Annotated in this window: 10 protein-coding genes; 8 read left to right on the top strand and 2 right to left on the bottom strand. The window is 71.4% G+C overall.

The window, feature by feature from the left end:
- The first annotated feature begins 142 nt into the window (after nucleotides 1-142).
- The 4 genes from lepA to hemW all read left to right on the top strand — a co-directional run bounded on the left by lepA (nucleotide 143) and on the right by hemW (nucleotide 7,695).
- On the top strand, nucleotides 143-2,017 hold the full coding sequence (gene lepA, locus IE107_RS05340; RefSeq protein ID WP_189541567.1) for a translation elongation factor 4: 1,875 nt from the start codon (nucleotides 143-145) through the stop codon (nucleotides 2,015-2,017).
- 336 nt (nucleotides 2,018-2,353) lie between these two features.
- Nucleotides 2,354-4,243 (top strand): AMP-dependent synthetase/ligase, encoded by a 1,890-nt coding sequence (locus tag IE107_RS05345; protein ID WP_189541569.1) that lies wholly within the window; start codon nucleotides 2,354-2,356, stop codon nucleotides 4,241-4,243.
- A gap of 215 nt (nucleotides 4,244-4,458) precedes the next feature.
- Complete coding sequence (locus IE107_RS05350) at nucleotides 4,459-6,381, top strand: ATP-binding SpoIIE family protein phosphatase (RefSeq protein WP_189542098.1); 1,923 nt, start codon at nucleotides 4,459-4,461, stop codon at nucleotides 6,379-6,381.
- Nucleotides 6,382-6,453: 72 nt separating this feature from the next.
- The gene (gene hemW / locus IE107_RS05355) at nucleotides 6,454-7,695 is read left to right on the top strand and encodes a radical SAM family heme chaperone HemW (protein ID WP_189541571.1); all 1,242 of its coding nucleotides are present in this window, start codon (nucleotides 6,454-6,456) and stop codon (nucleotides 7,693-7,695) included.
- Nucleotides 7,696-7,739: 44 nt separating this feature from the next.
- Here the strand turns inward: hemW and IE107_RS05360 are convergent, their stop codons facing one another.
- Nucleotides 7,740-8,576 (bottom strand): DUF3097 domain-containing protein, encoded by an 837-nt coding sequence (locus IE107_RS05360; protein ID WP_189541573.1) that lies wholly within the window; start codon nucleotides 8,574-8,576, stop codon nucleotides 7,740-7,742.
- Between the two features lie 23 nt (nucleotides 8,577-8,599).
- Complete coding sequence (locus tag IE107_RS05365) at nucleotides 8,600-9,322, bottom strand: MBL fold metallo-hydrolase (RefSeq protein ID WP_189541576.1); 723 nt, start codon at nucleotides 9,320-9,322, stop codon at nucleotides 8,600-8,602.
- A 199-nt stretch (nucleotides 9,323-9,521) separates the two neighbouring features.
- Between IE107_RS05365 and hrcA the strand changes: the two genes are divergently transcribed.
- The 4 genes from hrcA to IE107_RS05385 all read left to right on the top strand — a co-directional run bounded on the left by hrcA (nucleotide 9,522) and on the right by IE107_RS05385 (nucleotide 13,618).
- A complete protein-coding gene (gene hrcA / locus IE107_RS05370) occupies nucleotides 9,522-10,538 on the top strand; it encodes a heat-inducible transcriptional repressor HrcA (RefSeq protein WP_189541578.1) in 1,017 nt (338 codons plus the stop codon).
- The gene (gene dnaJ / locus IE107_RS05375; protein WP_189541580.1) at nucleotides 10,539-11,678 is read left to right on the top strand and encodes a molecular chaperone DnaJ; all 1,140 of its coding nucleotides are present in this window, start codon (nucleotides 10,539-10,541) and stop codon (nucleotides 11,676-11,678) included. It begins immediately after the preceding gene.
- A gap of 123 nt (nucleotides 11,679-11,801) precedes the next feature.
- On the top strand, nucleotides 11,802-12,875 hold the full coding sequence (locus IE107_RS05380; protein WP_189541582.1) for a nitronate monooxygenase: 1,074 nt from the start codon (nucleotides 11,802-11,804) through the stop codon (nucleotides 12,873-12,875).
- On the top strand, nucleotides 12,872-13,618 hold the full coding sequence (locus IE107_RS05385) for a 16S rRNA (uracil(1498)-N(3))-methyltransferase (protein WP_189541583.1): 747 nt from the start codon (nucleotides 12,872-12,874) through the stop codon (nucleotides 13,616-13,618). The genes IE107_RS05380 and IE107_RS05385 overlap by 4 nt, the downstream gene beginning before the upstream one ends.
- Nucleotides 13,619-13,741 lie beyond the last annotated feature (123 nt).

Consider the following 13,741-nt stretch of genomic DNA (forward strand, 5'->3'; position numbering starts at 1 on the left):
TCAACGGTACCAGTCCGGCTCCGACCGGCCCAAACCGGTCTCCGCCCCGCAACCATGGGACGATGGAGGCTACGTATCGATCCGACCGAACCGACATCGACCCGAGACACGGCGTTCGGCGTCTCAAGAATCAGGACCCTGCGTGCCCGCGACTCCTACCAACGTGCCCGAGCCGAGCCGTACCGACCCGGCGCTGATCCGCAACTTCTGCATCATCGCGCACATCGACCACGGCAAGTCGACCCTTGCCGACCGGATGCTCCAGCTGACCGGCGTGGTCGACCAGCGGCAGATGCGTGCTCAGTACCTCGACCGGATGGACATCGAGCGCGAGCGCGGCATCACCATCAAGTCCCAGGCGGTGCGTCTGCCCTGGGCCCCCACCACGGGCGAGGACCAGGGCCGCACCCATGTCCTCAACATGATCGACACCCCGGGCCACGTGGACTTCACCTACGAGGTCTCCCGTTCGCTCGCCGCCTGCGAGGGCACGATCCTGCTGGTCGATGCCGCGCAGGGCATCGAGGCCCAGACCCTGGCCAACCTCTACCTGGCGATGGAGAACGACCTCACCATCGTCCCGGTGCTCAACAAGATCGACCTGCCGGCCGCGCAGCCCGAGAAGTTCTCGGAGGAGCTGGCGAACCTCATCGGCTGCCAGCCCGAGGACGTGCTCAAGGTCTCCGCGAAGACCGGTGTCGGCGTGGACGCGCTGCTCGACCGGGTGGTCAGGGACGTTCCGGCTCCGGTCGGCGTGGCGGACGCCCCGGCCCGAGCGATGATCTTCGACTCGGTCTACGACTCGTACCGGGGCGTCGTCACGTACGTCCGTGTCGTCGACGGCCAGCTCAACAAGCGCGAGCGCATCAGGATGATGTCCACCGGCGCCACCCACGAGCTGCTGGAGATCGGGGTCTCCTCCCCGGAGATGACCCCGGCCGACGGCCTCGGTGTGGGCGAAGTGGGCTACATCATCACCGGTGTGAAGGACGTCCGGCAGTCCAAGGTCGGTGACACCATCACCTCCCTGAACAAGGGCGCGAGCGAGGCGCTGGGCGGCTACAAGGACCCCAAGCCGATGGTGTTCTCGGGGCTGTACCCGCTCGACGGATCGGACTACCCGGACCTGCGCGAGGCGCTCGACAAGCTCCAGCTCAACGACGCCGCCCTGGTGTACGAGCCGGAGACCTCCGCCGCCCTCGGCTTCGGCTTCCGCGTCGGCTTCCTCGGCCTGCTCCACCTCGACGTGATCCGGGAGCGCCTGGAGCGAGAGTTCGGCCTCGATCTGATCGCCACCGCTCCCAACGTGGTCTACCGCGTCGACATGGAGGACGGCACCGAGCACACCGTCACCAACCCGAGCGAATTCCCCGAGGGCAAGATCGACAAGGTGCACGAGCCCGTCGTGCGCGCCACGATCCTGGCCCCCAGCGAGTTCATCGGCGCGATCATGGAGCTCTGCCAGAACCGTCGCGGCACCCTGCTCGGCATGGACTACCTCTCCGAGGACCGGGTCGAGATCCGCTACACCCTGCCGCTCGCCGAGATCGTCTTCGACTTCTTCGACCAGCTGAAGTCCAAGACGCGGGGTTACGCCTCGCTCGACTACGAGCCCACCGGCGAGCAGACCGCCCAGCTCGTCAAGGTCGACATCCTGCTCCACGGCGACAAGGTCGACGCCTTCTCCGCGGTCACCCACAAGGACAAGGCGTACGCGTACGGCGTCCGGCTCGTCGCCAAGCTGCGCGAGCTGATCCCGCGGCAGAACTTCGAGGTGCCGATCCAGGCCGCCATCGGCTCCCGGGTCATCGCCCGTGAGACCGTCCGCGCCATCCGCAAGGACGTCCTCGCCAAGTGCTACGGCGGTGACATCTCCCGTAAGCGGAAGCTGCTGGAGAAGCAGAAGGAAGGCAAGAAGCGGATGAAGATGGTCGGCAACGTGGAGGTGCCGCAGGAGGCCTTCATCGCCGTGCTGTCCACGGACGAGTCGGGCGGCGAGGGCAAGGGCAAGAAGTAGCCCGCCCGAGTCCGCCCCGGGCCCGGACCGCGGGCCGCGGCCGGTGTCCGGATCCGCCCGCCCCTGCCCCGTGGTAGTCCGAACGGGCTCCTGTGTCGCAGCACTTCGCGACACGGGGGCCCGTTTGTTATGAAGCGGCGGCCGCTTGCCCCTTACGCGGTGGACGCGGGCGCTCTACCCTGATCACGGCTTCGTAGTTACTCGCCAGTTAAACAAGCCGCGCGCGGAACAAGCCCCGCAGGACTGGCGCCACAGGATCAAGTACGCAGACACCCGCAGGATCAAGCAGCAACCAGCAGCCGGTCGTGAAGCACTGCCGCAGGCCCGGAGGACGTCGTGAGCGACACACAGACCTTGATCGAGAACCGACCGCCCTCCGTGGCGAATCTCTTCATCGACCGCGTGGCGGCCACCCCGGACGGGGAGGCCTACCGCTACCCCGTCCCCTCGGCCACCGGCGAGGGCCCCGATGAGTGGAAGTCGCTGAGCTGGGCGCAGGCCGCCGAGCGGGTCTACGCCGTCGCGGCCGGGCTCATCGGGCTGGGCGTGCGGCCGGAGGAACGGGTCGCGCTCGCCGCCAGTACGCGGGTGGAATGGGTCCTCGTCGACCTCGGTGTGCTGTGCGCGGGTGCCGCCACGACCACGATCTACCCGTCGACCAACGCGGAGGAGTCGGCGTTCATCCTCTCCGACTCCGGGAGCCGGGTGCTGGTCGCCGAGGACGCCGCCCAGCTGGCCAAGGCCCGCGAGCGCCGCGCCGAGCTGCCGGACCTCGCCCATGTCGTCGTCATCGACCCCGAGGGCGCCGGAGCGGCCGAGGGTGACCCGGAAGGCTGGGTGCTCACCCTCGCCGAGCTGGAGGCCCGCGGCACCGAGTACCTGGCGCAGCACCCGGAGGCCGTCAAGGAGCGGGTCGCCGCCATCACGGCCGACCAGCTGGCCACCCTGATCTACACCTCGGGCACCACCGGCCGCCCCAAGGGTGTGCGCCTGCCGCACGACAACTGGTCGTACATGGCCAAGGCCACCGTGGCGACCGGCCTCATCAGCGTCGAGGACGTCCAGTACCTCTGGCTGCCGCTCGCGCACGTCTTCGGCAAGGTCCTCACCTCCGGCCAGATCGAGGTCGGCCATGTCACCGCCGTCGACGGGCGGGTGGACAAGATCATCGAGAACCTTCCGGTGGTCCAGCCGACGTACATGGCCGCCGTGCCCCGCATCTTCGAGAAGGTCTACAACGGCGTCGCCGCCAAGGCACGGGCCGGCGGCGGGGCCAAGTACAAGATCTTCCAGTGGGCGGCCGGGGTCGCCCGCGAGTACGCGACGGTCTCGCAGGACAACTTCCGGCGCACCGGCACGGCTTCCGTCCCCTTCGCCCTCGGCGCCAAGCACAAGGTGGCCGATGCCCTCGTCTTCGCCAAGATCCGCGAGGCCTTCGGTGGCCGGCTCCGCGCCTGCATCTCCGGCTCCGCGGCGCTCGCCCCCGACATCGGCCTCTTCTTCTCCGGTGTCGGGATCCACATCCTGGAGGGCTACGGTCTCACCGAGTCCAGCGCCGCCTCCTTCGTCAACCCGGGCGAGGCCTACCGCACCGGCACCGTCGGCAAGCCGCTCCCCGGCACCGAGGTACGGATCGCGGACGACGGCGAGATCCTGCTGCGCGGCCCCGGGATCATGGAGGGCTACCACGGGCAGCCGGAGAAGACCGCCGAGGTGCTGGAGCCGGACGGCTGGTTCCACACCGGCGACATCGGCGAGCTGTCCGTGGACGGCTATCTGCGGATCACCGACCGCAAGAAGGACCTGATCAAGACGTCCGGCGGCAAGTACATCGCCCCGGCGGAGGTCGAGGGACAGTTCAAGGCGGTCTGCCCGTTCGTCTCCAACATCCTGGTGCACGGCGCGGACCGTAACTTCTGCACCGCACTGATCGCCCTCGACGAGCCCACCCTCCTCGGCTGGGCCGCCGAGAACGGCCTGGGCGGCAAGCCGTACGCCGAAGTGGTGGCCTCCCCGCAGGCCGTCGCGCTCATCGAGGGCTATGTGAAGCGGCTCAACGAGGGGCTGCAGCGCTGGCAGACCATCAAGAAGTTCCGGCTGCTGCCCCGCGACCTCGACATCGAGCACGGCGAGCTGACGCCCAGCCTCAAGCTGAAGCGGCCGGTCGTCGAGCGCGAGTACAAGGGCCTCATCGACGAGATGTACGCAGGGACCCGCGAGTCCTAGCGCCTGTCCGGGCCCGATCCGCCGGACAGGGGTCGTCCCCACGGTGTTTCTCCCCACTCATTTTCTCCGCTCACTTCGGCAACTCATTGCTTATGGGCATGGTCCATCTGTCACTCTGTCGGTGTCGTCAGCGCCGCCCAACGAGAACAGACAGACAGCAACGAGAACAGACAGAGCGAGAACAGGTCAGGAGCTGCACCGTGGGGTCCATTCCCTTGCAGCGGGACATCGTTCAGCGTCCCGGTATTCCCGCAGGCCGTGCGGATGCGCGGCCGGCCGCCCATACGTCCCTGCCCGGAAACCTCCTCGCCCCCTCCGCCGCCCGCCGGTTCGTCCGGGCCGCGCTCGGCGAGTGGACCGGGCTCGGCCTGCCGGCGGCCGTGGGCTTCAGCGAGCGCGTGGCCGAGGACGCGGAGATCGTCGTCAGCGAGCTGGTCACCAACGCGGTCGTGCACGCCGGGACCAACGTGGAGCTGGTCGCCCGGCTGGAGGAGGCCGCCGAGGACGAGGTCGCGGCCCTGGTGCTGGAGGTCTCCGACCACCACCCGGCCCGCGCCGTGCGCAGCGACCGCCCGGAGTCCGGGAGCGCGGCCGACGCGGCGGAGGGCGCCGGCCTCGTCGGCCCCGACGAACCCGCCGAGTACGGTCGCGGGCTCCAGCTCGTCGGCACCCTCTCCGAGCGCTGGGGCATCACCTACCGCACCGGCCTCAAGACCGTCTGGGCCCGGCTTCCCGTGGACGACTGGAACCCTTTTCCGGAAGCGGCGGCCGAGCCCGGATTCCAGCAGGGCCTGCGCGCCGCCGAGCTGCTCGCCCCCACCGCCCGCCGCGCGCTGCGCGACGACGCGGACTGGGCCGGCCGCGGCGCGCTCTCGTTCCTCGCCGAGGCCTCGGACCTGCTCGCCGGCCAGCTCGACGAGGACATCGTCGCGGCGCTCTCCGGGCAATTACTGGTGCCCAGACTTGCCGACTGGTGCGCGATCTGGCTGGAACCCGAGAACGGCGGCCCCTCGGCCGTCCCCCGGCTCGCCAGCGTCTGGCACCGGGACGAGGCCGAGACCGGAGAACTGCGCACCCTGCTGGAGCAGGACCCGATCCGGCTCCCCGAACGGGTCGGCACCGGGCCCGTCTCCATGCCGTGGCCCGGCGGCGAGGAGGGCGGGGAGACCGAGGAACGCGCCGTTTCCGCCCTCGCCTACCGGATCACCTCGGGCGGCCGGACCCTCGGCGCCGTACTTCTCGGCCGGGAGGGTCTCGCCCGCGTCCCCGACGAAGTGACCGCGCTCATCGAGGACTTCGTACGCCGGGTCGGGCTCGCCGTCGGCGCGGCCCGCGAGTACACCCGGCAGGCCACCATCAGCCGCATCCTGCAGCGCGCGCTGCTGCCCGGCAAGGTCGCCGACATACCCGGGGTCTCCAGCTCGCTGGTGTACGAGCCCAGCGACGACGGCGTCGTCGGCGGTGACTTCTACGACATCTTCCCGTGCCCCGGCGACCGCTGGTGCTTCGTACTCGGCGATGTGCAGGGCAGCGGCCCCGAGGCCGCCGTCGTCACCGGCCTCGCCCGGCCCTGGCTGCGGCTGCTGGCCCGGGAGGGCTTCGGCGTCGGCGAGGTCCTGGACCGGCTCAACCGGCTGCTCCTCGACGACGCGATGGAGGCCGCCGAGGCGGCCGCGCTCATGGTGGCCGCGGCCGGTGGCCAGCAGACGGCGGACACCGGCCAGTCCCGCTTCCTGTCCCTGCTGTACGGCGAGCTCGTACCGCTGCCCGGCGGCGGCGTGCGCTGCACCCTGGCCAGCGCCGGCCACCCGCTGCCGCTGCTGCTGCGGCCCGACGGCGAGGTGCGCCCGGCCGCCGAGCCGCAGATGCTGCTCGGGATCTTCGACGACGTGGCGTACGAGAGCCAGAGCTTCGAGCTGGCGCCCGGCGACAGCCTGCTGTGCGTCACGGACGGGGTGACGGAGCGGCGCTGCGGAACGCTGATGTTCGACGACGGGGACGGACTGGCCCAGGCGCTGGCCGGCTGCACCGGGCTGTCGGCGGACGGGATCGCGGACCGGATCAAGCGGGCGGTGCACGAATTCGCCGAGCGGCCGCCCGACGACGATCTGGCGCTGCTGGTGCTCCAGGCCGGGTGAGGACCCGCGTCCGGGGACGGGCGGCCCGAGTGATCACGGACGTGGCCGGGGCTTCTCCGGCGGCGAGCGACAATGGGCGGTATGCCTTCCGTACTGCCCGATGGTGAACCCGTACCCGACGACGGGGCGCTGCCCCGCCACGCCCTGGAAGGCGCGGCCGGCCGGCCGCTCGGCTTCTACCTGCACGTGCCGTACTGCGCGACCCGCTGCGGCTACTGCGACTTCAACACCTACACCGCCACCGAGCTGCGCGGCTCCGGTGGCGCGCTGGCCTCCCGGGACAACTACGCCGAGCATCTGATCGGCGAGGTCCGCCAGGCCCGCAAGGTCCTCGGCGACGATCCGCGCCCGGTCCGCACGGTCTTCGTCGGCGGCGGTACGCCGACCCTGCTGGCCGCCGCGGACCTGGTCCGGATGCTGGGGGCGATCCGTGCGGAGTTCGGCCTCGCGGACGACGCCGAGATCACCACCGAGGCCAACCCGGAGTCCGTCGGTCCGGCGTACCTCGCCGAGCTGCGGGAGGGCGGCTTCAACCGGATCTCGTTCGGGATGCAGAGCGCCCGGCAGCACGTGCTGAAGATCCTGGACCGCACGCATACGCCGGGGCGGCCCGAGGCGTGTGTCGCCGAGGCCCGGAAGGCGGGCTTCGAGCACGTCAACCTCGACCTGATCTATGGCACGCCCGGGGAGTCCGACGACGACTGGCGGGCTTCGCTGGACGCGGCGATCGGCGCGGGGCCGGACCATGTCTCGGCGTACGCGCTGATCGTCGAGGAGGGGACGCAGCTGGCCCGGCGGATCCGGCGCGGCGAGGTACCGATGACGGACGACGACGTCCACGCCGACCGCTATCTGATCGCCGACGAGGCGATGGCCGCGGCGGGCTTCTCCTGGTACGAGGTGTCGAACTGGGCCCGCACGCCCGAGGGCCGGTGCCTGCACAACGAGCTGTACTGGCGCGGGGCCGACTGGTGGGGTGCCGGGCCGGGGGCACACAGCCATGTCGGCGGGGTGCGCTGGTGGAACGTGAAGCATCCGGGGGCGTACGCGCAGGCGCTGGCCGAGGGACGGTCGCCGGGGGCCGGGCGGGAGATCCTCTCCGCGGAGGACCGGCGGGTCGAGCGGATCCTGCTGGAGCTCCGGCTCGCGGACGGGTGCCCGCTGTCGTTGCTGGCACCGGCGGGGCTTGCCGCTTCCCGCCGCGCCCTGGCGGACGGGCTCCTGGAGTCCGGGCCGTACGAGCAGGGGCGGGCGGTGCTGACGTTGCGGGGGCGGTTGCTGGCGGATGCGGTGGTACGGGATCTGGTGGACTGAGGGGCGGGGCCGTCGCCGGGGGCTCTGCCCCGGCCGCCCGCTCCTCAGCCGCCGGAGGGGCTCGTGTTCGGCGCTGTCACGAAGTCGATCAGGTGCTCCACCGAGCCCAGCAGCGCCGGCTCCAGGTCGCGGTACGAGCGGACCGTGGACAGGATGCGCTGCCAGGCCGCGCCGGTGTTCTCCGGCCAGCCGAGCGCGCGGCACACGCCCGTCTTCCAGTCCTGGCCGCGCGGCACCGCCGGCCAGGCCGTGATGCCCACGGAGGACGGCTTCACCGCCTCCCACACGTCGATGTAGGGGTGGCCGACCACCAGCACGTTCGCGTCCGACACCCGGGCGGCGATCCGGGACTCCTTGGAGCCGGGGACCAGGTGGTCGACCAGGACGCCCAGCCTGGCGTCCGGACCGGGGGAGAACTCGCCCACGATGGCGGGGAGGTCGTCGATGCCCTCCAGGTACTCGACGACCACGCCCTCGATCCGCAGGTCGTCGCCCCAGACCCGCTCGACGAGCTCCGCGTCGTGCCGGCCCTCCACATAGATCCGGCCCGCCCGTGCGACCCGGGCGCGCGCCCCGGGGACCGCGATCGAACCCGAGGCGGTACGGGCGGGGCGCACCGGAGCGGCGGACGAGGGGCGGACCAGGGTGACCACCCGGCCCTCCAGCAGGAAGCCGCGCGGCTCCATCGGGAACACCCGGTGCTTGCCGAAACGGTCCTCCAGAGTCACCGTCGGCCCCTGGGCCGTCTTCTCGCAGCGGATCACCGCACCGCAGAATCCCGTGGAGACCTCCTCCACGACCAGATCGGTTTCGACGGGGACCTCGGGAACGGGGGCGGACTTCTTCCACGGCGGGGTCAGGTCCGGCTGGTAGCTGCGCATCGGACGACGATAGGCCCTGAGGGTCACGACACGCCGAAGCGCACGGCCAGTTGTTCGCGCTGTTCCCGTACGAACGCCGCGTCCACCACCGCCCCGTGCCCCGGTACGTACACCGCGTCCTCACCGCCCAGCGCCAGCAGCCGGTCCAGCGCGGCCGGCCAGCGGGCGGGAAACGCGTCCCGGCCCGCCTGCGGTTCGCCGGACTCCTCGACCAGGTCGCCGCAGAGCACGATCGCGGGGGAGCCGGGGACGACCGCGACCAGGTCGTGGCCGCTGTGCGCGGGGCCCACGTCGGCCAGCAGCACCTCGCGCCCGCCGCCCAGATCGAGCGTCCGCTCGCCGCGCACCGGGTGCTGCGGGACCACCAGCGCCTCGACGGCCTCCGCCGCGTCGTGCTCATCGACCCCGTGGCGCACCGCCGAGGTGTGCAGTTCCGCCGTCTCCCGCTCCAGCAGCTCCGCCAGGCCGACCGCCCCGTACACCTCGGCGCCGGGGAACGCGGCGGTGCCCAGGACATGGTCGAAATGGGAGTGGCTGAGTGCGATATGCGTCACCCTCCGGCCCAGCAGAGCCCGCGCCTGGTCCCGTACCTCGGCGCCCTCACGGAGCGTCGATCCGGTGTCGTAGAGCAGCACTCCGTCCGTTCCGGCCACCAGTGCGACCGTTGCGTCCCATCCGGGAAGGCGCCGCCGGCCCACTCCGTGACCGATTCGCTCCCACCCGAACTCTTCCCAAGAGGCATCCATACCGGGACGCTATCGGCAAACGGCCTGTCCGGTCTCGCGGTGGCGTGGCCGGTCGCCCTTGCTAGGTCCCCACTCGGCCGCCGTACACTTGCCGGGGGATTGCTGGCACTCGCGTTGACAGAGTGCCAGGCGGATTCCTGGGCAGAGAAACAGGAACGTCCCGAGAACCACCGAGGAAACACAGCTGGAGGTGTGCGCGATGCTCAGTGAACGCAGACTCGAAGTGCTCCGCGCCATCGTCCAGGACTATGTCGGCACGGAGGAGCCCGTCGGCTCCAAGGCGCTCACCGAGCGGCACAAGCTGGGAGTCTCCCCGGCGACCGTCCGCAACGACATGGCGGTGCTGGAGGACGAGGGCTTCATCGCCCAGCCCCACACCAGTGCCGGACGCATCCCGACGGACAAGGGCTACCGCCTCTTCGTCGACAAGCTCGCGGGCGTCAAGCCCCTCTCGTCGCCGGAACGTCGCGCCATTCACAACTTCCTCGACGGCGCGGTCGACCTCGACGACGTCGTGGGCCGCACCGTACGGCTGCTCGCGCAGCTGACCCGGCAGGTCGCCATCGTGCAGTACCCCTCGTTGACCCGGTCGACGGTGCGGCATGTGGAGCTGCTGTCGCTGGCGCCCGCCCGGCTGATGCTCGTGCTCATCACGGACACCGGCCGGGTCGAACAGCGCATGATCGACTGCCCCGCCCCGTTCGGCGAGACCTCGCTGGCCGATCTGCGGGCCCGGCTCAACAGCCGGGTCGTCTCACGCCGCTTCGCGGACGTCCCGCAGCTGGTGCAGGATCTGCCGGAATCCTTCGAGAGCGAGGACCGGGCAACCGTGTCCACCGTGCTCTCCATCCTGCTGGAAACCCTCGTCGAGGAGACGGAGGAGCGGCTGATGATCGGCGGCACCTCCAACCTCACCCGCTTCGGGCACGACTTCCCCGTGATGATCCGGCCGGTGCTGGAAGCACTGGAGGAGCAGGTCGTGCTGCTGAAGCTGCTCGGCGAGGCCAAGGACTCAGGCATGACCGTACGGATCGGGCACGAGAATGCCCACGAGGGGCTCAACTCCACGTCCGTCGTCGCGGTCGGCTACGGTTCGGGCGACGAGGCAGTCGCCAAACTCGGCGTGGTCGGACCGACCCGCATGGACTACCCCGGAACGATGGGAGCGGTACGCGCAGTGGCACGTTACGTCGGACAGATCCTGGCGGAGTCGTAAGTGGCCACGGACTACTACGCCGTACTCGGCGTGCGCCGCGACGCGTCCCAGGACGAGATCAAGAAGGCATTCCGTCGGCTCGCCCGTGAGCTGCATCCGGATGTGAACCCCGATCCGAAGACCCAGGAGCGGTTCAAGGAGATCAACGCCGCCTACGAGGTGCTGTCGGACCCGCAGAAGAAGCAGGTCTACGACCTCGGCGGCGACCCGCTGTCCGCCTCCGGCGGCGGTGGTGGCGCGGGTGGATTCGGACAGGGCGGCTTCGGCAACTTCTCCGACATCATGGACGCGTTCTTCGGTACGTCGTCGCAGCGCGGACCCCGTTCGCGCACCCGGCGCGGCCAGGACGCGATGATCCGCCTGGAGATCGACCTGGCCGAGGCCGCGTTCGGCACCACCAAGGACATCCAGGTCGACACGGCCGTCGTCTGCACCACGTGCAGCGGCGAGGGCGCCGCCCCCGGCACCTCCGCCCAGACCTGTGACATGTGCCGCGGTCGCGGTGAGGTCTCCCAGGTCACCCGTTCCTTCCTCGGCCAGGTCATGACCTCGCGGCCCTGCCCGCAGTGCCAGGGCTTCGGGACGGTCGTGCCGACCCCGTGCCCGGAGTGCGCCGGCGACGGCCGCATCCGGTCGCGGCGCACGCTCACCGTGAAGATCCCCGCCGGTGTCGACAACGGCACCCGCATCCAGCTCGCGGGCGAGGGCGAGGTCGGCCCCGGCGGCGGCCCGGCCGGCGATCTGTACGTGGAGATCCACGAGCTCTCGCACGCGGTGTTCCAGCGCCGCGGCGACGATCTGCACTGCACGGTCACCATCCCCATGACGGCGGGCGCGCTCGGCACCAAGGTGCCGCTGGAGACGCTCGACGGCCTGGAGGAGGTCGACATCCGGCCGGGCACCCAGTCCGGCCAGTCGGTCCCGCTGCACGGGCGCGGCATCACGCATCTGCGGGGCGGCGGGCGCGGCGACCTGATCGTGCACGTCGAGGTGACGACCCCGACGAAGCTGGACCCGGAGCAGGAGCGACTGCTGCGGGACCTGGCGAAGATGCGCAACGAGGAGCGGCCCACCGGCCAGTTCCAGCCCGGCCAGCAGGGGCTGTTCTCCCGGCTGAAGGACGCCTTCAACGGCCGCTGACCGGCCCCGCACACCGTTTCCGGACGCCGGACGGGCCCGCTCGGCGGGGCCGTCCGGCGTTTGAGTACAAAGCGGACCCCTCCCACGCGCCCCGCGCGGCGCCGGACGTGACACGATGCGGTCATGTCATCCGCGTTGACCGATCTCTGCCGGTATCCGATCGTGCAGGCCCCGATGGCGGGCGGCACGTCCGGTCCGCAGCTCGCCGCAGCCGTCTCCGAGGCGGGCGGGCTCGGTTTCCTGGCCGCCGGGTACAAGACGGCCGACGGTATGTACAACGAGATCAAACAGCTGCGCGGGCTGACCGGTCAGCCCTTCGGCGTGAATCTCTTCATGCCGCAGCCGGCGCTCGCCGACCCGAGCGCCGTGGAGGTGTACCGGCATCAGCTCGCGGGCGAGGCCGCCTGGTACGAGACCCCGCTCGGCGATCCGGACTCCGGCGGCGACGACAACTACGACGCCAAACTCGCCATCCTGCTGGAGGACCCGGTCCCGGCCGTCTCGTTCACCTTCGGCTGCCCGACCCGCGACACCCTCGACGCGTTCGCCGGCGTCGGCACGTACACCGTCGTGACGGTCACCACCCCCGAGGAGGCCCAGGCCGCCCAGTGGGCGGGCGCCGACGCGGTCTGCGTCCAGGGCGTCGAGGCGGGCGGCCACCAGTCCACCCACCGCGACGACCCGCAGACCGACGGCGCCGGGATCGGGCTGCTCTCGCTGGTGTCCCAGGTCCGTGAGACCGTGCAGATCCCGATCGTCGCCACGGGCGGGCTGATGCGCGGCTCCCAGATCGCCGCGGTGCTGGCCGCGGGTGCGGAGGCGGCGCAGCTCGGCACGGCGTTCCTGGTCTGCCCCGAGTCGGGGGCGAGCCCGCTGCACAAGCAGGCGCTGACCAACCCGCTGTTCGTACGGACCGCCCTGACCCGGGCGTTCTCCGGCCGCCCGGCCCGGGGCCTGGTCAACCGGTTCATGCGCGAGCACGGACCGTACGCCCCCGCCGCCTATCCCCAGGTCCACTATCTGACCGCCGGGCTGCGCAAGGCGGCGGCGAAGGCCGGGGACGCGCAGGGCATGGCCCTGTGGGCGGGCCAGGGGCACCGAATGGCACGCGAGCTGCCCGCGGGCCGGCTGGTCCGGCTGCTCGCCGAAGAACTGGACGCCGCACGGACGGCAGTGAGCACAGGGAGTACGCAGTGACCGCACCGGTCTTCGTCGTCGAACAGGTCCCCGAGGGGCCCGAGTTCGTCCTGGAGGGACCCGAGGGCCGGCACGCCGTGTCGGTGAAGCGGCTGCGCGCCGGTGAGGAGGTCGTGCTCACCGACGGGCGCGGCCACTGGACCGAAGGCGTCGTCGGGGCCGCCGAGGGCAAGGACCGGCTCGTCCTCACCGGCCTGGGCGCGGTCCGGGAGGAGCCCGTGCCCGGGCCGCGCATCACCGTCGTCCAGGCCCTGCCCAAGGGCGACCGGGGCGAGGTCGCCGTGGAGACGATGACGGAGACCGGTGTCGACGCGATCGTGCCCTGGCAGGCGGCGCGCTGCATCACGCAGTGGAAGGGCGACCGCGGGCTCAAGTCCCTTGCCAAATGGCGCAACACCGCCCGGGAGGCGGGGAAGCAGTCCCGCCGGGTGCGCTTCCCCGAGGTGGCCGACGCGATGACGACCAAGCAGGTCGCCGCGCTCCTGGCCGCGGCGGACTTCGCCGCCGTGCTGCACGAGGACCGGGAGCACGACAGCGAGCCGCTGGCCACCGTACGGCTCCCCGCCCAGGGCGAGATCGTGCTCGTCGTGGGTCCCGAGGGCGGTGTGTCGCCGGACGAGCTGGCGGTCTTCGCCGCGGCAGGCGCCCGGACCTGCCGGCTCGGGGCGAGCGTCCTGCGTACGTCGACGGCGGGCACGGCGGCGGCGGCACTGTTGCTGGGGCGCACCGGCCGCTGGTCGTGACCTCGTTGTGAGCCCGCTGTGCGCCCCGGCGCGTACGACGGAGCCGCCCGCGGTTCCGCCCGCAAGCCGTCTACCGTTTCACGGGCGAACGGTGGGAAGCTGCCCGTATGGGGACATCGAGGG

Origin of the sequence: Streptomyces gelaticus (assembly GCF_014649535.1) — a bacterium.
Classification (GTDB): domain Bacteria; phylum Actinomycetota; class Actinomycetes; order Streptomycetales; family Streptomycetaceae; genus Streptomyces; species Streptomyces gelaticus.